Origin of the sequence: Nocardia rhizosphaerihabitans, from assembly GCF_014646295.1 — a bacterium.
GTDB lineage: Bacteria > Actinomycetota > Actinomycetes > Mycobacteriales > Mycobacteriaceae > Nocardia > Nocardia rhizosphaerihabitans.
Map to the genome: position 1 here is coordinate 836,808 of NZ_BMNE01000002.1, position 20,699 is coordinate 857,506.

A 20,699-nucleotide genomic window follows, 5' to 3' on the forward strand; every position below is an offset into this window, starting at 1 on the left:
AGATCGGCCGCCGCTCGGAGGGGCCAACGGACACCCCGAGGTGCGCCTAGCTCGTGAAAGCGGAGACAAGATGCCGCTCATCTGTTCGAATGGTCGACAACGGGGAATCTCGACGGGAACTGGCTGGGCAGGAGCCGATCGTGGATGGGGTGCGAGCGTCGGAGTGGTTGCATCGTGACGGAGACGGGGTCGCGGCGCGCACCGTAGGCCAGATCGTGCGTGAGTATCGACTCGCTGGCGGGTCCAATCAGGCAGCAATCGCTGACGCGTTGGGAATCACCCAGCAGTTCCTGAGCCAGGTCGAGAAGGGAACTCGCAAGGCAACGCTGGAGCAACGGCAGGGGTTTGCTCGGGTACTGGGAATTCCGCCCGAGGAACTGGGTATCGCGAGCCGCGTTCACGGACGCGCAGACACCAACGGCACCCCAGCGGTGTCCACGAGTCGAGGCCGATGGCGAGTCCAGCGTCACTGGATGAACCAGCACCGCCACGATCTGGCAAAGCTTGCGACCCAGTGGTACCCGGCCGAGCATCGTGTATCGAGGACCTCGCTGATCACCCGTGATGGGTGGATGCCCTCCGCACCCGTGGATCTGGATTCGCTCCACCTAGAACTGGACGAAGGACCGCGGGCTGTCGGGATCACTGGAGCCGAAGCTGAGACCGCGCCCGTTCGTCCCCTACGCGCTCCCGGACTCGCCTTCGAGACGTATTCCGCCGCGGTCAAGCATCTTGATCCACCGCAGCTGTTCGAGTCGAGGCCGAGCTACCGGTATCTCGGCGGCACTGTCACCGCTGGTGCGTTGGATTTTGGGCTGGCAACCTACTTCGACAAGCTCGATGTCAGCGAGGCGCTGGCACATGAACTGGCTGCTGCGTATCTGGCTCATCCGACCACCATCATCTCAGACATGAAGGGCCGCTTACGCTTCCGCGAGCTCATCGGTGACCCTTTCGATCCGGCACGCCGCGCAATCATCCCGGCCGTCACCACGTTGACGATTCGGTTGCGCAGGTTCCCGGCACCGCCGTCGTTCCTCTTGCATTGGCGAGATCCGTCGCGCGTTGCCACCGCAGCCGGTGTCTACGATGTGATACCGGCAGGCGAGTTCCAGCCGTCGAGTATTTCGCTGTGGGATCGCCGCAACGACTTCTCCATCTGGCGCAATATGGTCCGCGAGTACTCAGAGGAGGTGCTTGGCTATCCCGAGCACGATGGGACTCGAAGCGCCCCGATCGACTATGCCGAGTGGCCGTTCTACCAGAACCTCTCCGCCGCTCGTGACCAGGGCAAAGTGACGGCGCATCTACTTGGATTCGGTCTCGATGCACTGACGTTGGCGGCGACATTGCTGACGGTTGTCGTCATCGATAATGACGTCTTCGAAGAGTTTTTCGGCGCTGCGGTGCAGTTCAACGAGGAGGGCGAGGTGGTCGGTGTCGGTGATGGTCGAGCCGCCGACGGCGTGCCCTTCACCGAGGACTCGGTGGCGCGGATGCTGGAGTCTGAACCGATGGCCGCGCCGGGAGCAGCATGTCTGGCGCTGGCATGGCAGCATCGACACAGCTTGATCAGCTGAGACGAAGCCGGAGATGCTATGCCCACGCAATCGCGCACGTTGACCGACAGCGAGCAAGCCTGGGCTCGAACACGTTCTTATCTCCGTGAGCACCGAACCGAACTGGACCTCGCTGCTGCGCGCGAGTACGCAGGAACGGACCGCGTGGTCGGTTCTCCGCTCCTCGCGCGACGTGAGTGGATTCCGGCCTCGCCTATCCCGGTGGGTGATATTGCGTTGGAATGGTCACCCACGGAGGCTCTGTCGTCGCCCGCCGATTCGCGGCGGAGTTCCGTCCTGCCTAGGCGTGCCGATGGTGGACAGTATGAGACATATTCCACAGCGGTTGGTGAGATAGCAGCGCCAGCCATCTTCGAGAATCGGCCGACCTACCGTTTGCTCCACGCTGATCTAGCTGGTCGAATGCCGACTTTACGATTCGGGTTGGGGCATTACTTCGACAGCGTGGATGTGGGCGAAGCGGCTGCGCACGAGTTCGCGGTGGCCTATCGCGACGGAGCGGTCGCGCCGGGGGTGCGCGCTGCGATCACAGACCCCTGTGACCTCGGGCAGCGGTTCGCGAATCTTGCAATCAGCACGCTCACGATCCGGCGGGACGTTGATACCGGCGAGCGGACGTTCCTGCTGCATTGGCGGGACCCGAACAAGGTTGGACATGCCGGCGGGATGTACCAGGTAGTCCCGGTGGGCATCTTCCAGCCCTCGGGATACGCCGAGTGGAATGTCGAGAATGACTTCTCGCTGTGGCACAACATGATTCGTGAGTTCGCAGAAGAGCTGTGCGGGAGCGATGAGGATCATGGCAGCGAGCAGGCCCCGATCCGCTACGAGTCGTGGGACTTTGCGTCGAGGCTTACAGACGGTGTCGAAGACGGATCGGTAGCGGCATACTGTCTCGGACTCGGCGTCGATCCGCTGAGCTTTGCCACGGATCTGTTGACAGCCGTTGTGATCGACGGCCCGCTCTTCGACGAGCTGTTCGACGGGATTGGCGCCGACAACGACGAGGGGCGAGTGCTCGAGTTGCAGCCTTTCACCACGGAGCGGATCGAGCAGATCCTCGCTGAGGTTCCGATGCAGGCCGCCGGCGTCGCAGCTCTCCGACTGGCGATCGCCCACCTGTCCTGACCTCGATACAACAGCCTGTTGTACAGCAGCCTGTTGTTGGAACTCAGCACCGCGCCGGAGAGACGCTGGGGCAGTGAATAATTCAGAGAACAGGGCGACCGGTTCCGCGGTCGCGGTAGGTGCGACACAGCTGGAACGGGCCGGCTTCGACCCCGGGAGTGAGGCTCCCATCGCTCTGCTGCACCGGGCTGTCGACGTCGGATTGCGGTTCAAGAACAACCCCGAGATCTTCGGTCGGCGCATGACCACGTGCGAGATTCGAGACACTCTGCTTACCGACCTCCCAGTAGAGCCCACGCGCGGGGAGGAGGTCATGTCCGAGTTCATGGACCGCGTTTTGCCGCTGTGCAAGAACGAGGCCTCGCCGCGGTTCATGGGTTTCGGGGATACCGGCGACGATCCACTGGCGTTGACCGGCAGTGTGCTGGCGGCACTGACACAGCAGAACATGATCAATCAGTCGTTCGACAGCCCGAGTGCGACGTTTGTCGAAATCTCGGTGTTGCGGTGGCTGCGTGACCTGCTCGGATACCGGAATCCGCCGGTCGACGATGTGCGCACGGTGTGGGATGTGGGCGGCATGATCACTCCGGGAGGCACAACTAGCAATACCGTGGCGATGATGCTGGCCCGGGAAGCGAAAGCGCCGGGCACGATGCAGACGGGAGTAACCGACCCGGGTCGGCTGGCAGTGGTGGTTCCGAAAGGAATCGGGCACTACAGCGTGAAGGCGGCGTTGACGTGGATCGGATGCGGTGCACAGGTTATCGAGGTCGACACCGACGGATTCCGATATGACAAACCAGAACTTGCCCGCACGCTGCGGGAGCAGGGTGACCGGGTGATGGCGGTGGTCGCCTACGCCGGTGACAGTCGAACTCAGACGGTAGAAGATCTACGGGCGGTCCACGATCTCGTGCGGGCGGTCGATTCGAACATTTGGCTACACGCCGACGCGTGCTGGGGGCTGCTGGCGGCGTTCAGCCCGGCCCTGCGGCACAAGATCGACGGGATCGCCCAGTTCGACAGCATCACGGTGGATCCACACAAGATCATGGCGGTGCCCTACGGGCTGAGTGCGCTGCTGGTACGTGAGCCCGCTGCAGTGCGGTCGATCTCGACGTACTCGGACCTGATCATGCAGGAGGACTTCGCTTTCGGGCAAGTCACTCCATTTCTCGGCACCAAGGGATGGATGTCGCTGAAGCTGTGGATGATGATGCTCGGCCGTGGCAGATCTGGGCTTGCGGAATTGGCTGACCACCGGTGCCACCTGGTCGCCAAGTTCGCCTCGTTGGTCGACGCACACCCCCGGCTGGTCCGTCTCAACGATCCCGACCTTGCGGCAGTCGTCTTCGCCTACTTGCCCGCAGGTATCAGGGCCGGAGGGCTCGACGAGGTCGGTCTTGCCCGCGTAAACCAACTCAACCTCGCCATCCATGAGCGCATGCTCGCCGAAGGGCATTGGCACCTACACCAATTCAGTTTGCCCGACGACCTGGGCCGCCTCCGTAAGGGTGCAGTCGTGCATCCACTGCGGTTCATGGCCAACAACCCAGGGCTCACCGAATCCCACATGCACGACGTCCTCGCCTACCTCGACCATCTCGCTTCGGATCTGGAGGAACAAGCAGCATGACGAACTCGAGTTTCCGTGCGGTGTACGAGACGGAAGGCACCTACGACAAGCTGCTGTTGCGGCACTTCTACGGCGGTACCGAAGACATCGACCTGGTTGCAGACTGGCTCACAGCGCATTACGTGGCACCCAGCGGTGCGTTGAGGGTGGTCGAATTCGGTTGCGGCACAGGAAGAATTACGGAGGCGATCGCGCCGTACGCGGGCGACTTGATACTGGCCGACTACAGCACGACCATGGTGGCAGCGGTGGCCCAGAAGTTCCCCAACGCGCGAACGATCTGCGCTGACACGAGCGACGCTGTGACCTCGCTGCTGGCGGCAAACCGTCGGGCGAGCTTCGACCTGGTGTCGGCGTTCTGGTCGCTGAGTTACCCGATCGGCGAATTCTTCGAGGAACTGTCGCCCGCTGGTGTGCGGCCGCGGCGCGACCAGGCTGTGGCCACGGGTCAGGCACGGAAGTTCGTGGGCGACCTCGTCAGTTTGGTTGCCCCTGGAGGTCATCTGCTGGCGATGTTGTTCGACGCTGAAAGCCCTGAACAGCAACTGGTGACCCGTGCCTGGGAAACGGTCGCTCCGTTTCCCGACGGTGGCCGGGCATACACCCGGCACGTCCTTGTCGATGCGCTGCGCGACGCTGAGAACCGTGGTGACGGCACGTTGACCCACACCCGGCTCGGCGGTGTGGCGTGGGCGCCGTCGCGTGACGCTGCCCGTGAGTGGTTTTTCGGTGTCCATTTCAAGCACCACCCGCAGCTGCTCGGCGACCCTCAGCTCGAGGAGGCTGTGGAGGATTTCATCGACGAGTATCGAACACCGGAAGGTGGTGTCGCGTTGCCGAGCGGTGTTCATTTCATCGACTTCCACGCAGTCGCGCACCCCCACGCATCGCTTCCCGAGGAGTTGGCCTCGTGACGCCCGAGTTGTTCGCCGCTGCGGCGCAGATTTGTCGCAGGTTCGTCCCGGCCGGCGGGTACGGGTTGGTCTACGGGTCACAAGCCGCCGGAACCGATCGATCGGATTCGGACCTGGACATGGTTTTGCTCGGACGCCCGCGCCTGGGATATCACGCCATGGACGAGTTGATCACCGCGGTGTGCTGCGTCCATGACGATTTCGGTCTGCCCGCCGACACGGAAGTCAGCTACGAGACAAAGCTTTTCGCCACCTATGCCGATGTCGATCGCGCGGTCGGATTGCTGTGCTTCCCGCGGATTGCGGGCGTGCTCAGGCCGGGCCCGGTCGTTGTCGAACCGTCCTGGCTCAACTCGCCGACGTTCGCTCAACGGCTCCTTCTCAATGCCTTGACCAGCGAACATGTGTTCCTAGGTGGAAATGTCGCACGGTATCGCGCCGACCGGTCGAGAGCCGAACAGGCTATCGCGGTGCTGGCGATCTCAATGCTCGAAGGACCTGAGATCACTGTGCCCGACGCGGTCCGGGTGCTCACCGAGGCTCCCAGCGGGGCTCGCGGCAAAGACTTCCTGGGCTACACCCCTGGCTCACGACTGTGTTCGACTGTGCAGTCGGGGTTGGCGTCATTGGTCGCCCGGAACATGGTCGAAGTTGTCGACGGCGCGCGATTCCGGCGGTGTCACGGCCGTGGTGATCAGGTTGGTCCAGGTCATGCCGCGTGATGGACCTGCCACACTAGGTTCACCACTCCCCATCGAAAGGAACCCAAGGTGAGCTCTGCCGGTGTTGTACCGCTGCTCGGACGTGTCGCTGCCGCTGTGTCGGAGGCGATCGCCCGAGTCCGTCCGGAAACGGCGGATGCGGACCCGGTAGTGCGACGATCCGATCGCGCCGATTTCCAATCGAACGCAGCGCTGCCGTTGGCGAAGCGGGTCGGTTTGGCGCCGCAACAGCTCGGTGCCGATCTTGCCGCCGGGGTTGATCTCACCGACGGTGTGATCGCTGACGTAAAGGTGTCGGGCCCAGGGTTTTTGAACATCACCCTGGCCGATTCGGCGGTGTGGGAAACCGTCGCCGCGCGGCTTGCCGATGACCGGCTCGGAGTCCCCACCACCGAAGACGGGCAACGGGTCGTCATCGATTACTCGGCGCCGAACGTGGCGAAGGAAATGCACGTCGGGCACCTGCGGACAACCATCATCGGCGACAGCCTGGCCCGGGTCTTCGGGTTCCTCGGTGCCGACGTTGTACGCGCGAACCACTTGGGCGACTGGGGCACCCAGTTCGGCATGCTCATCCAGTACATCGACGAGCATCCCGAATCGCCTTGGCATACAGAGGAACTGGGCTCGGACACCAGTTCGGTGTCGGCGCTCGACAGCCTGTACAAGGCGGCCCGGAAGCTGTTCGATTCCGATCCGGGTTTCGCCGACCGGGCGCGGACCCGTGTGGTTGCGCTGCAAGCGGGTGACCCGGACACGGTGGCGCGGTGGCGGGAGATCGTCGCCGAGTCCGAGAAGTCGTTCGGCGCGATCTACGACCGGCTCGGTGTGCTGCTCACTCCCGATGACTATGTCGGTGAGTCGTTCTACAACGATCAGCTCGCCGACACGGTCACCGAACTGGTGGACAAGGGCGTCGCGGTCGACAGCGACGGCGCGGTTGTGGTGCTGTCCGAACAGGTCACAGGCCCTGATGATCAACCGGCAGTGCTGATGGCCCGCAAACGCGACGGTGGCTACGGCTATGACAGCACCGACCTGGCGACCATTCGGTACCGCATCGCCTCCCTGCACGCCGACCGGCTGCTGTATGTCACCGACTCGCGGCAGGCGCTGCATTTCCAGCTGGTGTTCGAAGCGGCACGGCGGGTGGGCTGGCTGACCGACGCGATCGAGGTCGACCACGTCGCCTACGGCACCATCCTCGGGCCGGACGGTAAACCGTTCAAAACCCGTGCGGGCGGGACAGTTCGGCTGATGGACCTGCTCGACGAGGCCGTCGCGCGGGTGCGCGCGGTGGTCGCCGAGAAGAACCCGGACCTGTCGTCGGCCGAACTCGACACCATCGCCGAACAGGCGGGGATCGGTGCGGTCAAGTACGCGGATCTGTCGACATCCAGGGTCAAGGACTACAGCTTCGACCCGGACCGGATGACCGCCCTCAACGGCAACACCGGCGTCTACCTGCAGTATGCCCACGCCCGGGTGTGTTCGATCCTGCGCAAAGCAGGCGCCGCAACCCCGGCTGTGGTCGATAGTGCCGGTCCACTCGAGCCGGCGGAGCGGGAACTCGCCTTGGCCCTCGACGGCTATGGAACAGTACTCGCCGAGGCCGCTGACGCGTTGGAGCCGCACCGGCTTGCCGGCTATCTCTACGATCTCGCCCGTGCCTACACCAGCTTCTACGACTCGTGTCCGGTCATCACGGCGGACGAACCGATCCGTTCGAACCGAATTGCACTGTGCCAGTTGACTGCGCGTACTCTCGCGCTCGGCTTGGGGCAGCTGGGAATGGCTGCACCGCAACGGATGTGATCGCCCACCGTGCGGTAGGGATACATCGGTTCGGTTTGCTGGGTGCGGTCGGTCCGTGATCTCCTTATCGGTTCCGAACTTCGGAACTGCTTCCAAGAGGAGATCTTTCGAATGAGTTTCATGGGTAAGGCCGGCTTCGCGGTGGCGGCGTTGGGTCTTGCGGCCGGGTCGGTGCTCGGTGCCGGTTCGGCGAACGCGGCGGGCGATCTGTGGGGTGCGTACGCATTCAGCTCGCAGCAGTGGGAGAGCTGGTCGGCGGTGAACTGGCCCACCGCGGAGGCGGCGGCCGCTTCCGTGCTGGATGGCTGTGGGGGCGGGGATGACTGCCAGGTCATGACGTGGGCCAACGGGTGTGGGGCGTTGGTGTGGAACGACCAGGGGTGGGTCACCGGCGCGTCGGGCCCCACCCGTAGCGAGGCCATTCGCAAGGCCATCGACAAGCTGTCCACCCGCGTCCCGATCGCCGGGCTGGCCAACTTCGGGTCCTCCGAACTCAGTGGCACCGAGGTCGTCGACGTGGTCTGCACGGCGAACGCGCGCTGATCACCGACCGGCCGAATACGGCGAACGCCGGGTGGATCGTGGTGATCCACCCGGCGTTCGCCGTTGTGCGGTAACCGATTACGCGGTCGGCTCGAAGGCCTCGGCGATGATCTCGGCCTGTTCCACGGCGTGCACCTTCGACGAACCCGAGGACGGGGCCGACATGGCGCGGCGGGAGATGCGGCGCAGTTTGCCAAGGCGGTCGGGGAGGACCTCCGGGAGGTTGAGGCCGAAGAACGGCCAGGCGCCCTGGTTGGCGGGCTCCTCCTGGACCCAGGCGATGTCGGTCGCGTTGGGGTACTTGGCCAGTGCCTCGTTGAGGCGGTACGTCGGGATCGGGTAGAGCTGCTCGACCCGGACGATGGCCACGTCCTCGCGCTTCTGCTTGGCCTTCTCCGCGGCCAGCTCGTAGTAGAGCTTGCCCGAGGTCAGCAGGATGCGCTTGACCTTGGTGGTGTCGCCGATGCCCTGCTCGTAGGTGGGCTCGTCGAACACCGAGCGGAACTTCGACTCGGTGAAGTCCTTGATGTCGGAGACCACGGCCTTGTTGCGCAGCATCGACTTCGGGGTGAAGACGATCAGCGGGCGGCGGATGCCGTCCAGCGCGTGGCGGCGCAGCAGGTGGAAGTAGTTCGCCGGCGTCGACGGGACCGCGACGGTCATCGAGCCCTCGGCGCACAGCTGCAGGAAGCGCTCGATACGACCCGAGGTGTGGTCGGGACCCTGGCCCTCGTGGCCGTGCGGCAGCAGCAGCACGACGTCGGAGAGCTGGCCCCACTTGGCCTCACCGGAGGAGATGAACTCGTCGATGATCGACTGCGCGCCGTTGACGAAGTCACCGAACTGCGCCTCCCACAGGACCAGCGCGTTCGGGTTACCCAGCGAGTAGCCGTATTCGAAGCCCACCGCGGCGAACTCGCTCAGCGCCGAGTCGTGCACCGCGAACCAGCCGGGCTTCTCCGAGCCGATGTTGTGCAGCGGGGTGTACTCGTCGGCGTTGAGGCGGTCGATGATGACCGCGTGGCGCTGGGTGAAGGTGCCGCGGCGCGAGTCCTGACCGGTCAGGCGCACATCGTGGCCCTGGTCGATCAGCGAGCCGAAGGCCAGCAGCTCGGCGAAGGCCCAGTCGACCTTGCCCTCGTAGGCCATCTCGCGGCGCTTCTCCAGCACCGGCTTGACGCGCGGGTGCACGTTGAAGCCGTCCGGCGGGGTGTTGAACGCGTCGCCGATGCGCTGCAGGACCGACTTGTCGACCGCGGTCTGCACGGTGGCAGGCACCTTCTGGTCGTCCTCGACGGACTCCGACGGCTCCGGAACGTACTTCTCCAGCTCGCGGACCTCGTTGAACACGCGCTCCAGCTGACCCTGGTAGTCGCGCAGCGCGTCCTCGGCCTCCTTCATGGAGATGTCGCCACGGCCGATCAGCGATTCGGTGTAGGCCTTGCGGACCGAACGCTTGGTGTCGATGACGTCGTACATCTCCGGCTGGGTCATCGAGGGGTCGTCGCCCTCGTTGTGCCCGCGGCGGCGGTAGCAGACGAGGTCGATGACGACGTCCTTGCGGAACTTCTGGCGGAAGTCGACCGCCAGGCGCGCGACCCAGTCGCAGGCCTCCGGGTCGTCACCGTTGACGTGGAAGATCGGCGCGCCGATGAACTTCGCGATGTCGGTGGAATACTCGGTGGAGCGGCTGTTCTCCGGCGCGGTGGTGAAGCCGATCTGGTTGTTCACCACGATGTGGATGGTGCCGCCGACGCGGTAGCCACGCAGGCCACCCAGGTTCAGCGTCTCGGCGACCACGCCCTGACCGGCGAACGCGGCGTCACCGTGGAGCATCAGCGGCATGACCGAGAAGCCCTCGGGACCGTCGCCCTTGTTCAGCAGGTCCTGCTTGGCGCGCACGAGGCCCTCGAGGACGGGGTCGACCGCCTCCAGGTGCGAGGGGTTCGCGGTCAGCGACACCTCGATCTCGTTGTCGCCGAACATCTGCAGGTACTGGCCCTGCGCGCCGAGGTGGTACTTCACGTCGCCGGAGCCGTGGGTGGCGGCCGGGTTCATGTTGCCCTCGAACTCGGTGAAGATCTTCGAGTACGGCTTGCCGACGATGTTGGCCAGCACGTTGAGGCGGCCGCGGTGCGGCATGCCGATGACGACCTCGTCGAGCGCGTGCTCGGCGCACTGGTCGATGGTGGCGTCCATCATCGGGATGACGGCCTCGGCGCCCTCGAGCGAGAAGCGCTTCTGGCCGACGTACTTGGTCTGCAGGAAGGTCTCGAACGCCTCGGCGGCGTTGAGCCGGTTCAGGATGTACTTCTGCTGGGCGACCGTCGGCTTGACGTGCTTCTGCTCGACCCGGTCCTGGATCCACTTGAGCTGCTCGACGTCGAGGATGTGGGTGTACTCCACACCGACGTGGCGGCAGTACGCGTCGCGCAGGATCGACAGCACGTCGCGCAGCTTCATCCGCTCCTGGCCGTGGAAGCCCGCGACGTTGAAGGTGCGGTCGAGGTCCCACAGCGTGAGCCCGTGCTGGGTGACGTCGAGGTCGGGGTGGCTGCGGAACTTGTCCTTGACCAGGCGCAGCGGATCGGTGTCGGCCATCAGGTGACCGCGGTTGCGGTAGGCCGCGATCATCTCGAGCACGCGAGCGCTCTTGTCGACACCGCGCTCGCTGATGTCCTTGCGCCAGCGCACCGGCTCGTACGGCACGCCCAGGCCGTGGAAGATCTCGTCGTAGAACTCGTCGGAGATCAGCAGGTTGTGGATGGTGCGCAGGAAATCGCCCGACTCGGCACCCTGGATGATGCGGTGGTCGTAGGTCGAGGTCAGCGTCATCAGCTTGCCGACGCCGATGTCGGCGAGGCGCTCGTCGCTCATGCCCTGGAACTCGGCCGGGTACTCCATGGCGCCCGCACCGATGATCGCGCCCTGGCCCGGCATGAGGCGCGGCACCGAGTGGACGGTGCCGATGGTGCCCGGGTTGGTCAGCGAGATGGTGACGCCGGAGAAGTCGTCGGCGCCGAGCTTGCCCTCGCGGGCGCGGCGGACGATGTCCTCGTAGGCGGAATGGAACTGACCGAAGCTCATCTCTTCGGTTTCCTTGATGGCCGCGACCACCAGCGAACGGTTGCCGTCCTTACCTGCGAGGTCGATCGCCAGGCCCAGGTTGGTGTGCGCGGGGGTGACCGCGTTGGGCTTGCCGTCGATCTCGGCGAAGTGGCGGTTCATGTTCGGGAACGCCTTGATCGCCTGGACGATCGCGTAACCCAGCAGGTGGGTGAACGAGATCTTGCCGCCGCGGGTGCGGGCCAGATGGTTGTTGATCACCAGGCGGTTGTCGATCATCAGCTTGGCCGGGATCGCGCGCACCGAGGTAGCGGTGGGGATCGTCAGCGAGGCCGACATGTTCTTCGCGATGGCGGCGGCGGGGCCGCGCAGCACCTTGCTCTCGTCGGCAACGGCGACAGCGGCGGCCTTGGGCGCGGCGGCCGGTGCGTTGGACACCGGAGCCGGCGTGGTCTGCGGCGCGCGCACGGTGGCGGGAGCAGGCTTGGGGGCAGGCGCCGGCGCCGGAGCGGGGGCGGGAGCCGGAGTGGGCTTGGGCTTGGGGGCCGCGGCGGCAGGCGCGGGGGCCGGTGCCGGAGCAGCGGCGGGAGCCGGAGTCTGGCTGTTACCGGATTCGGTGGCCTCCGGTGTGTAGTCCGCGAGGAACTCGTGCCAACTCGCGTCGACCGAGGATGGGTCCTGTTTGAACTTCTGATACATCTCGTCGACTAGCCACTGGTTCTGTCCGAACTGGGAAGTTGAGCTGCTCACAGCTGGTGTTCGCCTCATTTCGTTCTTCGCGCTGCGACGTTTGTGACGTGCCCGGCAGGGGTATCAGCGGATGGCTGCCGATGCGCCCTCACCGAGCATATGCCCAGCGGCATACCCGTGTTGCTACTGACCCGATCTCCTCGGTGACGACCGGTCACGCGCCGACAGTATTCCCTCGGCTTCGGCGCCCGCCGCCCAGAGTCGCGCGTAACGTCCGCCCCGGGCCAGCAGTTCCTCGTGCGCGCCGAATTCCACGACCCTGCCCTGCTCGACCACGCCGATCAGGTCGGCGCGTGCCGCGGTGGCCAGCCGGTGCGCGACAACGACGGTGGTCCGGCCCCGCGCCAGCGATCGGCTCGCTACCAGCACCGATGCCTCGGTGTCCGGGTCGAGGGTGGAGGTGGCCTCGTCGAGCAGGAGCAGATCGGGATCGACCAGTTCGGCGCGTGCCAGCGCGATCAGCTGACGCTGCCCGGCGGACAATCCGCGCCCTCTTTCACCGACCGGTTGGTTCATTTTTCGGGGCAATCCGGCGATCATTTCCGCCGCGCCGACCTTCTCGGCCGCGATGCTGATGTCCACCGTTGTGGCGAACGGTTGCCCGAATGCAATGTTGCTCGCGACGTCGCCGGTGAACAGGTGAGCTTCCTGGGGAACAATTCCCAGCCGCGTCCGGTAGTCGGTGAGCACAAATTTACGTAAATCGACGCCGTCGACGCGGATCGAGCCGGCGGCGGGGTCCTCGGGGAGGTCGTAGAGCCGGGCCAGCAGCTTCACGATCGTCGATTTGCCCGCGCCGGTCGCGCCGACGAGCGCCAGTGTCGTCCCGGCGGGGACGGTGAAGGAGACGCCGTCGAGTGCGGGGGTGTTGGCGCCGGGGTAGCGGAAGTGGACGTCGTCGAAGACGATCTCGCCGGCGAGCCGGTCGATGGTCAGCGCGTCCGGCGGATCGGCGGCGATCGAGGACTCGGTACGCAGCAGGTCACCGATGCGGCGCAGGCCGACCCTGGCCTGCTGGTAGCCGTCGAACACCTGCGAGAGCTCCTGGATCGGGCCGAACAGCAGGCCGAGATACAGCACGAAGGCGACCAGGGTGCCGGTGGTCGTTCGCCCGCCGGCCACCGCGTTCGCGCCGAGGTAGACCACCACGGCCAGGGCGAGGTCGGCCCAGGCCAGGCCGAAGGAGAAGTAGGCCGCGATCGCGCGCTGGGCGCGGATGCGAGCGTCGCGATAGCGGTGCGAGTACTCGGTGAAGCGGCGGGCCGCGGTCGGTTCGTTGCGCGCGGCCTGCACCGCGCGCAGGCCCGCGATGTTCTCCTGAAAATCGGCGTTGACCGCGGACACCCGCTCGCGGGAGACGGAGTAGGCCACCGAGGACACCCGGCGGAACGCCAGCGTCGCCAGCAGCATCGGCGGCACCGTGGCCAGCACGATCAGCGCGAGCCCGGCATCGATGAACACCAGGCCGGCGGCGACGCCGATCAGGGTGATCAGGCCGACCAGGCCGGTCGCGACGCCGGTCTGCAGGAACGTCGAGAGCGCGTCGACGTCGGTGGTCATCCTGGTCATGATCCGCCCGGACAGTTCGCGCTCGTAGAAATCCAGGCCGAGCCGCTGCAACTGCGCGTAGCTGCGCACCCGCAGCCCGAACAGCACGCGTTCGCCGGTGCGTGCGGTGAGCACGGTGACCGCGACGCCGACCACCAGCCCGGTCAGCACCAGCCCGATCCCGATCGCGCCGGCGACGGCCAGCGCGGTGCCGTCGCCCGCGGTGACACCGGTGTCGATCGCGTAGCGGACCAGGGGTGGGAAGGCGACGCCGATCAGCGCGTCGGCGATCAGCAGCAGCATGACCGCAGCCACCAGGCCGCGCACCGGGCGCAGCAGCGCGCGCAGGCCGAAGTCGGGCTGGGGAGCGCGTAGGTCGCCGGGCAGGCCGGGTTCCTCGGTGGCCGGTGGCAGCGCGTCGACGGCGGCGCGCAGTTCGGGGGTTTCGCTGAGATCTGCCGAGGCGGCCGACATCGAGCGTGGCCTGCCGCCGTCGGGGAGGCGTTTGGTGAGCGAGGTCGCCACCGGCACCGCCGAGCCGGTGGGCGCGGGCAGCCGGATGACGCGATCGGCCTGGGCCAGCGTGGACTCGCGGTGGGCCAGGATCAGCGTCGTCCGCCCGCCCGGATCGGGCAGTCGGCGGAAGATCTCGGCCTCGGTGACCGCGTCCACCGCCGAGGTGGCGTCGTCGAGGACGAGCACGCGCGGACGGGTGAGCAGCGCTCTGGCCAGGGCGATGCGCTGGCGTTGCCCGCCGGACAGGGTGAGGCCGCGTTCGCCGATGACGGTGTCGTAGCCGTCGGGCAGGGCGGCGATGAACTCGTCCGCGGCGGCGGCGGTCGCGGCGGCCGCGATCTCGGCGTCGGTGGCCTCGGGACGGCCGAGCGCGATATTGGCGGCGATGGTGTCGGAGAACAGGAACGGATCGTCGAAGACGACGCCGAGCGCGCCGCGCAGGTCCTCGGCGCGCAGGTCGGCCAGGTCGGCCCTGGTGCCGTCGGCACCGACCAGACTGATCCGGCCCGCGTCGGGTGCGTAGAAACGGGGCAGCAGCAGCGACAGCGTCGACTTGCCCGAGCCGGCGGGACCGATGATCGCGACCGTCTCGCCGGGCCGCACGGTCAGGTCGAGGTTCTGCAGCACCGGCTGATCGGCGTCGAAACCGAAACTCACCGCGTCGAATTCGATGCCGAGCGGGCCGGGCGGCACCGTGACCGGCTGTTCGGGATCGACCAGCACGGGCGCGGCGTCGATGACCTGGAAGACCCGGTCGACGGCGGCCTTGGTGAGCTGGCCCATGATCACCACCGAGGTGATCGTGCGGGCCGAGGACGTCATGGTGGCCAGGTAGGCGGTGAACGCCAGGAAGGTGCCGACGCCGATCGCGCCGTGCCTGGCCAGCACACCGCCGACGATGATCACCGCGACCAGCCCGGCCTGCGGCAGCGCCGAGACCACCGGCGCGAACCTGGCATTGATCCTGGCGGCGCGCAGCCGCTCGGCGAACAGGCGGCGGCTGTGGTCCTCGAGCACGTCGACCATCCGGGCTTCCTGCCCGAACCCCTTCACCACCCGCACTCCGGTGACGGTCTGCTCGACGTGTTCGGCGAGGTCGGCGGCGCGCTGCTGGGCCGACCAGGTCGCCGCGTACAGCCGCGGCCGCAATCGCAGCACCACCACCGCCATCGCGGGCGCGACCAGCAGCGCTGCCAGCGCCAGCGGCGGGCTCAGCCACACCATCACCACCGCCGACAGCACGAACTGCAGCACCGCCAGCCCCGACCACGGGACCATCGCCAGTAGTCCCTGCACCAGTTGCAGGTCGGTGATCGAGCGCGAGACCACCTGTCCGGTGCGGATCGCGTCCTGGCCGGCTCCGTCGAGCCGTTGCAGGGCGGCGAGCAGCGAAACCCGCAGGCTGTGCTGCACTTCCAGCGACAGCTTGCCCGCCCAGAGCCTGCGCGCGAAGGTGACGAAGAACCGGCCGACGGCGAGCAGCGCGAGCAGCGCGGCGGCGGTGCCGATGACGGTGGTGTCGCCCGCGACGGCGGCGTCGACGGCGCGTTTGGTCGCCAGCGGCGCGGCGATCGACACCGCCGCACCGGCCAGCACCGAGAAAGTGATGCCCGTGAGCAGGCGGGGGTGCTGCAGGCTCAGGTGCCAGAGTCTGCGGATCCAGCCGGGGTCGGTGGCGGCCACCGGCGCTACAGGTCGCGGGTGCGCAGGTCCCACCAGCCCGCGGCGCCGATCGCGGCCGTCCACAGCACGAGCATCACCAGGGCGGCCGGTGTCGGTGCGAAGACCTCGGCCTCCTGGAACGAACCGGCGCTCACCCCGGCGACGGTCGCGGAGACGGGCAGGATGGCCGCGAAGCCACCGGCCCCGAAGCCCTTGGCCACCACCCAGATCAGCGGCTCGAGCACGAACGCCCAGCCGAGCACCAGCCAGATCGCCCCGCTGACCGTGCGCAGCAGCAGCCCGATGCCCGCCCCGATCACCGCCCAGCACATGGCGACCAGCAGGCCGGCGCCGAGCACCTCGATCAGCTGCCAGCCCAGCTCGAACTTGCCGCGCCCGGCGACCAGCAGCGCCAGGAGACTCGCCAGTTCGGCGGCCAGCGCCACGGCGAAGGCGAACGCGGCGGTCGTGGCGTACTTCGCGGTCGCCAGCCGATCGCGGTCGGGCGCGAACAGTACGGTCAGCGCCATGGTCTTGCGCCGGTACTCGCCGCCGGTCGCGGCGATGCCGAGCATCGCGGCCACCACGAACACCGCGATCATCCCGAGATAGAGCCCGATCGTGGCAGCGCCGGTGGCGGGCTGACCCTTCGGATCGGCCGGCCCGGACATGAGCGCGGTGATCAGCGTCGCGACCAGCGCCAGCACGACGGGCGCGCCGAGCAGCAGGCGGGCCGGGCGCACCGCGACGATCTTGCGCGCCTCGGACTCGATGCCGGGCAGGAGATCGGCGGGCAGCACAGAGGTCATCGTGGCATCCCATACGAGGTCGGCGCCGGGGCGAACGCGGCGGGGTTCGCCGCCTGCACGGGCGGGGAGTGCCGGTGCCTGCGCGGTTTGGTCAGCGAGGCGAGCACCCGGTCGGGGTGGATCGGGTCGGTGACGATGCTGCCGATCCGCACCTGCGCGGCCTCGGCGACCGAGCGGATGGTCGACTCGCTCGCCTCGGCGACGGCCAGCCGTCCGTCGGGTCGCATCACCGCGTCGGTGAAGCCCTGTGCGGCCAGCGCGGTGGCCAGCGCGATCGAGGGCGAGGCGGCCACGACCAGCCGGTCGGGGTGCCCGCGCCGCAACTTGGCCGGAGTGCCCTGCCAGACGACGGTGCCCTCGCTCAGCACGACCAGCTGGTCGGCCGTCGACACCACGTCGGCGAGCTTGTCGGAGCTCATCAGCACGGTGCCGCCGCGGCCGACATGGCTGCGTAGCAGTTCGTGCAGCCAGCCGCGTTCGAAGCTGTCGGCGCCGGTGAACGGATCGTCGAGCACGAGCAGCGGGGGATCGGCCAGCAGCGCGGTCGCCAGCGCGAGCCGGGTCTGCTGACCCGGATGCAGCTGGGCGACAACGGTATCGGCGATCGCGGCGAGCCCGGTCTCCGCGAGCACGGCGTCGACGCGCCGCCGCCTCGCTCCGGCGAGCGGGGCGTAGCAGCGCAGATGATCGCGGACCGTGCGCTCCGGATGCAGGCCGCGCGGGCTCAGCACCGCCCCGACCGAGCCCGGACCGGTGCCGGGTACGCCGATGTCGACGCTGCCGGTGGTCGGCTGCTGCAGACCGAGCACGATCCGCAGCAGCGTCGACTTGCCCGCGCCGGTGGGCCCGACGAGCGCGGTGACCGCACCGGCGGGCACCGCGAAGTCGATGTCGTGCACGGCGCCGACCAGGTCGAACTGTTTGCCGACGCCGCGCACTCGCACAGCGTCGCCGGGCCGCCCGCTCACCGCTTCTTCGCCGGCGCGGCGTTCTTCGCCGGGGTGGCGTCGATGGCGGGCAGCGGATCGGCGTCGATGACGCGGTGCAGCGGGGTCGGCCAGAACGCGGGCGCCGGCCCGAAAGCCTTGCGCGCGTTGTCGACCGTTATCCTGCCCAGCGCCCGGTTACCCGCACCGCCGATGGCCGCGCCGATGCCGGCGGGCAGGATCTTGCCCGCCATCAGCGCCGCGCGCTTGGTGATGAACCGCTTGATGAATTGCTGGAGCAGCTTGTTGTTGATGGACGAGAGCCCGGGCACCTTGTTCGCGACCATGCCCGCCCAGTTCTTGGACGAGGTACCGAGGCCCTTCTGCACGATCGCCATGCCGGTGTCGCCGAGCACGACCGCGAGCACCATCGCGCGCCGCGTCTCTTTGTCTTCGGGCTCGATGCCGTGGACGTAGGCCTCGGCGAGGGTGAACAGGGCCGAGGCCTCCATGAAGAACGCGGTCTCCGCGCTGATGGCGCCGAGCGCGGCCAGGGTGCCGATCCCCGGGACAGCCGCGGTCGCGCCGACCGCGGCGCCGCTGCCGGTGACGGCGAGCAGATACTGCTTCTCCAGCCGTTCCACGATCTGGGCGGGGCTCTCACCGGGATGACGTTCACGTAGGAATTCGACGTAGCGACGCACGGCGGGCGCCTGCAGTTTCGAACCGGTGTCGAGTACGTCGACCACGGCCTTTTCGATCGCTTTGTTGAACACGGCGTCGTCCTCCTCTTCGCCCCGACGAAACGAACTGTAGGGCACCGAGGTCCCCGACAGCTCATCATCTCAACGAGCACCGACACCCCGCTGGTTCCGCGTTGTGGGCGCGATCTCTACCCGGCGGGCACTGTCCGGAGAACCGACGCGGGTTCTACGCTGACCGGATGAGTGCAACGCAGCCGACCCGATTGACGCGCGAGTTCACCGAAGCCGGTGCCGAGATCGCGACGATCACCCTCGCCCACCCGCCGCTGAACCTCTTCGATCGCGAGCTCATGAACTCGCTCATCGCCGATATCGCCGCGGTGACCGCGCAGCCGCCGCGTGCGGTGCTGCTCAGGGCCGAGGGCAAGGTCGTCTCCGGCGGCGTCGACGTCAACGTCTTCGACGGGCGCAGTGTCGAGGAGGGCGCGCAGCTGTGGCGTGAGTTGTTCGCCCAGATCATCCACCCGCTCGAGGCGCTGCCGTGCCCGGTGGTGTTCGCCGCGCACGGGCTCACCCTCACCGCGGCCTTCGAGATCTCGCTGGCCTGCGACATCATCCTGGCCGCGCCGAAGGCGAAGTTCGGGCTGGTGGAGACGGTCGTCGGCCTGACCCCGTCGATGGGCGGCCCGCAGCGGCTGGCCGAGCGGGCCGGTTCGGGTCGCGCCCGCGAATTCGTGATGACCGGCGACCTCTACGACGCGGCGACGATGGCGGAGTGGGGCGTGGTCAACGCGATCCACGAGGATCTCGACACCGCCGCCCGCGCGCTGGTCACCCGCCTGGCCGACGGCCCGACCCGCGCGCACGCCGCGACCAAGCAGATCATCGAGGCGTGGCGTTCCGGCGGTGTGGCACACGCGGATTCGGTGACGCCGAAGGTCTCGGGCGAGCTGTTCGCCACCGACGACCTGCGCGGTGCCGTGCGCAGTTTCCTCGAGGTCGGACCCGGTAAGGCGACCTATCGCGGCGAATGACCGCGCCGACTGCCTGACAATACTGTGATCCACGTCATATAGTCACAGGTGCGGTGCTGCATCGACGTACGTGGAGGTCCGGATGGGTCAGAGCGAGCACGAACCGGGCGCGACCATCATCGAGTTCCCTGCCAAGGGCGCGGCCGGGCGGCTGACCAGGGGCTCCGACGGCATCCTGCGCTACGGAGATCTCAGCCCGGCGCTCACCGAGCTGCTCGATCTGCGGGTGCACTCGTTCACCGGGCGGGAGGCGATCGTCGAGGTCGGCGGGCCGCGTCTGACCTATCGGGAACTGTGGCACAGCGCCTCGCGGATCGCGGGCGGCCTGCAGGACCACGGCGTCGGCTACGGCGACCGCGTCGCGGTGCACATGCCGACGAGCGCGCGCTGGGTGCAGGCCTTCCTCGGCGCGCTGCTCTCCGGCGCGGTGCCGGTGCTGGTGCCCGACTCGCTGCCCGCCGCGATCGCCGAACGGGTGATCGCCGACAGCCGCGCCGATTTCGTGCTCGGCCCCGACGGTCCGCTGCCCGACAGCGCCGCCTACATCGATGACGGTGCGGCGCTGGATGATCCGGCGCTGCTCTGCTACACCGGCACCGCGGCCAGGCGGCCGGTGCCCACCGGCGTCGAGCTGACCAACGAGAACCTGCTCTCGGCGGTGTCCTCGGTGATCGGCGCGCTCGACCTGTCCGCCGACGGCATGCGCAACCTGGTGCTGTTGCCGCTGGCCCACGCCAGCGGTTGCGTCGACCAATTGCTGCCGACCTTCGCCGTCGGCGGCACGGTGGTGCTCGCGCCGGGCACGCGCGACCTCGCCGACGTGCTCGAGACCGAGCGGATCGACACCGTCTCGGCCACGCCGCGCATCTTCACCGGACTCCTGCCCGAACTCGCCGCGCGGCCGACCGGCGCCGGCGTGCGGCGGATCAGCAAGGCCTGTCACCGGTCCGAACGGGCCGCCGCCGCGGCGCCTGCCACGCTGACCGCGGCGCTGCGCGGGCTGTTCCCCGCGGCCAGGCAGTGGTCGGTCTGGGGCGCCACCGAGACCAGCGGCATCGGCCTGATGGTCGACGACACCGACCTCGCCGAATCCGGGTCGGCCCTCGGATTCGCCTTCGGTGGCACGGAATTGGCGTTGTCCGGGCCGCAGGCGAGCGCGGGCCGCGGCGAATTGCTGTGCCGCGGACCGAATGTCAGCAGGCGCTACTGGAACGACCCCGACGCCTCGACGGCCCGCTTCAGCGGAACCTGGTTCCACACCGGCAATCTGGTGAGCATCGAGGCCGACGGCCTGGTCCGCGCGGTGCTGCCGGTGCGGCAGCGCCGGGTCAGCGGGCTGTAGG

Annotated in this window: 14 protein-coding genes; 9 read left to right on the forward strand and 5 right to left on the reverse strand. The window is 67.7% G+C overall.

What is annotated here, in order from left to right:
• Nucleotides 1-89 precede the first annotated feature (89 nt).
• The 7 genes from IEY60_RS10355 to IEY60_RS10385 all read left to right on the forward strand — a co-directional run bounded on the left by IEY60_RS10355 (nt 90) and on the right by IEY60_RS10385 (nt 8,341).
• A complete protein-coding gene (locus IEY60_RS10355) occupies nt 90-1,580 on the forward strand; it encodes a helix-turn-helix domain-containing protein (RefSeq protein WP_189026473.1) in 1,491 nt (496 codons plus the stop codon).
• Nucleotides 1,581-2,003: 423 nt separating this feature from the next.
• The gene (locus IEY60_RS35630; protein ID WP_229739689.1) at nt 2,004-2,708 is read left to right on the forward strand and encodes a hypothetical protein; all 705 of its coding nucleotides are present in this window, start codon (nt 2,004-2,006) and stop codon (nt 2,706-2,708) included.
• 241 nt (nt 2,709-2,949) lie between these two features.
• A complete protein-coding gene (locus tag IEY60_RS10365) occupies nt 2,950-4,347 on the forward strand; it encodes a pyridoxal phosphate-dependent decarboxylase family protein (protein ID WP_189026477.1) in 1,398 nt (465 codons plus the stop codon).
• Nucleotides 4,344-5,261: a methyltransferase domain-containing protein gene (locus tag IEY60_RS10370; RefSeq protein WP_189026479.1), complete on the forward strand. Its 918-nt coding sequence runs from the start codon at nt 4,344-4,346 to the stop codon at nt 5,259-5,261. The genes IEY60_RS10365 and IEY60_RS10370 overlap by 4 nt, the downstream gene beginning before the upstream one ends.
• 8 nt (nt 5,262-5,269) lie before the next feature.
• Nucleotides 5,270-5,983, forward strand: coding sequence for a hypothetical protein (locus IEY60_RS10375; protein WP_189026481.1), 714 nt, complete (start codon nt 5,270-5,272; stop codon nt 5,981-5,983).
• A gap of 96 nt (nt 5,984-6,079) precedes the next feature.
• Nucleotides 6,080-7,798 carry an arginine--tRNA ligase gene (argS, locus tag IEY60_RS10380; RefSeq protein ID WP_229739764.1) on the forward strand — a complete coding sequence of 573 codons (1,719 nt, stop codon included), beginning with the start codon at nt 6,080-6,082 and terminating at the stop codon, nt 7,796-7,798.
• A gap of 111 nt (nt 7,799-7,909) precedes the next feature.
• Nucleotides 7,910-8,341: a DUF4189 domain-containing protein gene (locus IEY60_RS10385; RefSeq protein ID WP_189026485.1), complete on the forward strand. Its 432-nt coding sequence runs from the start codon at nt 7,910-7,912 to the stop codon at nt 8,339-8,341.
• Nucleotides 8,342-8,419: 78 nt separating this feature from the next.
• On the opposite strand, the gene IEY60_RS10390 is transcribed toward IEY60_RS10385, so the two are convergent.
• The 5 genes from IEY60_RS10390 to IEY60_RS10410 form a co-directional block, all read right to left on the reverse strand.
• Nucleotides 8,420-12,175 (reverse strand): multifunctional oxoglutarate decarboxylase/oxoglutarate dehydrogenase thiamine pyrophosphate-binding subunit/dihydrolipoyllysine-residue succinyltransferase subunit, encoded by a 3,756-nt coding sequence (locus IEY60_RS10390; RefSeq protein WP_189026487.1) that lies wholly within the window; start codon nt 12,173-12,175, stop codon nt 8,420-8,422.
• Nucleotides 12,176-12,280: 105 nt separating this feature from the next.
• On the reverse strand, nt 12,281-15,904 hold the full coding sequence (locus tag IEY60_RS10395; RefSeq protein WP_189026489.1) for an ABC transporter ATP-binding protein: 3,624 nt from the start codon (nt 15,902-15,904) through the stop codon (nt 12,281-12,283).
• 5 nt (nt 15,905-15,909) lie between these two features.
• Nucleotides 15,910-16,692, reverse strand: coding sequence for an ABC transporter permease (locus IEY60_RS10400; protein ID WP_189026491.1), 783 nt, complete (start codon nt 16,690-16,692; stop codon nt 15,910-15,912).
• The gene (locus IEY60_RS10405) at nt 16,689-17,660 is read right to left on the reverse strand and encodes an ATP-binding cassette domain-containing protein (RefSeq protein ID WP_189026493.1); all 972 of its coding nucleotides are present in this window, start codon (nt 17,658-17,660) and stop codon (nt 16,689-16,691) included. The genes IEY60_RS10400 and IEY60_RS10405 overlap by 4 nt, the downstream gene beginning before the upstream one ends.
• Nucleotides 17,657-18,394, reverse strand: coding sequence for a hypothetical protein (locus tag IEY60_RS10410; RefSeq protein ID WP_229739691.1), 738 nt, complete (start codon nt 18,392-18,394; stop codon nt 17,657-17,659). The genes IEY60_RS10405 and IEY60_RS10410 overlap by 4 nt, the downstream gene beginning before the upstream one ends.
• A gap of 167 nt (nt 18,395-18,561) precedes the next feature.
• Between IEY60_RS10410 and IEY60_RS10415 the strand changes: the two genes are divergently transcribed.
• Both IEY60_RS10415 and IEY60_RS10420 read left to right on the forward strand, forming a co-directional pair.
• Nucleotides 18,562-19,356, forward strand: a complete 795-nt coding sequence (locus IEY60_RS10415) for an enoyl-CoA hydratase/isomerase family protein (protein ID WP_189026496.1) — start codon at nt 18,562-18,564, stop codon at nt 19,354-19,356.
• A gap of 82 nt (nt 19,357-19,438) precedes the next feature.
• Nucleotides 19,439-20,698 carry a class I adenylate-forming enzyme family protein gene (locus IEY60_RS10420; RefSeq protein ID WP_189026498.1) on the forward strand — a complete coding sequence of 420 codons (1,260 nt, stop codon included), beginning with the start codon at nt 19,439-19,441 and terminating at the stop codon, nt 20,696-20,698.
• The last annotated feature ends 1 nt before the right edge of the window (nt 20,699 follow it).

Coding starts and splice junctions, on each gene's coding strand:
- IEY60_RS10365 (WP_189026477.1), top strand. CDS start 2,950: ATGACCACGTGCGAGATTCGAGACACTCTGCTTACCGACCTCCCAGTA.
- IEY60_RS10355 (WP_189026473.1), top strand. CDS start 90: ATGGTCGACAACGGGGAATCTCGACGGGAACTGGCTGGGCAGGAGCCG.
- IEY60_RS10415 (WP_189026496.1), top strand. CDS start 18,562: ATGAGTGCAACGCAGCCGACCCGATTGACGCGCGAGTTCACCGAAGCC.
- IEY60_RS10420 (WP_189026498.1), top strand. CDS start 19,439: ATGGGTCAGAGCGAGCACGAACCGGGCGCGACCATCATCGAGTTCCCT.
- IEY60_RS10390 (WP_189026487.1), bottom strand. CDS start 12,175: ATGAGGCGAACACCAGCTGTGAGCAGCTCAACTTCCCAGTTCGGACAG.
- IEY60_RS10370 (WP_189026479.1), top strand. CDS start 4,344: ATGACGAACTCGAGTTTCCGTGCGGTGTACGAGACGGAAGGCACCTAC.
- IEY60_RS10385 (WP_189026485.1), top strand. CDS start 7,910: ATGAGTTTCATGGGTAAGGCCGGCTTCGCGGTGGCGGCGTTGGGTCTT.
- IEY60_RS10400 (WP_189026491.1), bottom strand. CDS start 16,692: ATGACCTCTGTGCTGCCCGCCGATCTCCTGCCCGGCATCGAGTCCGAG.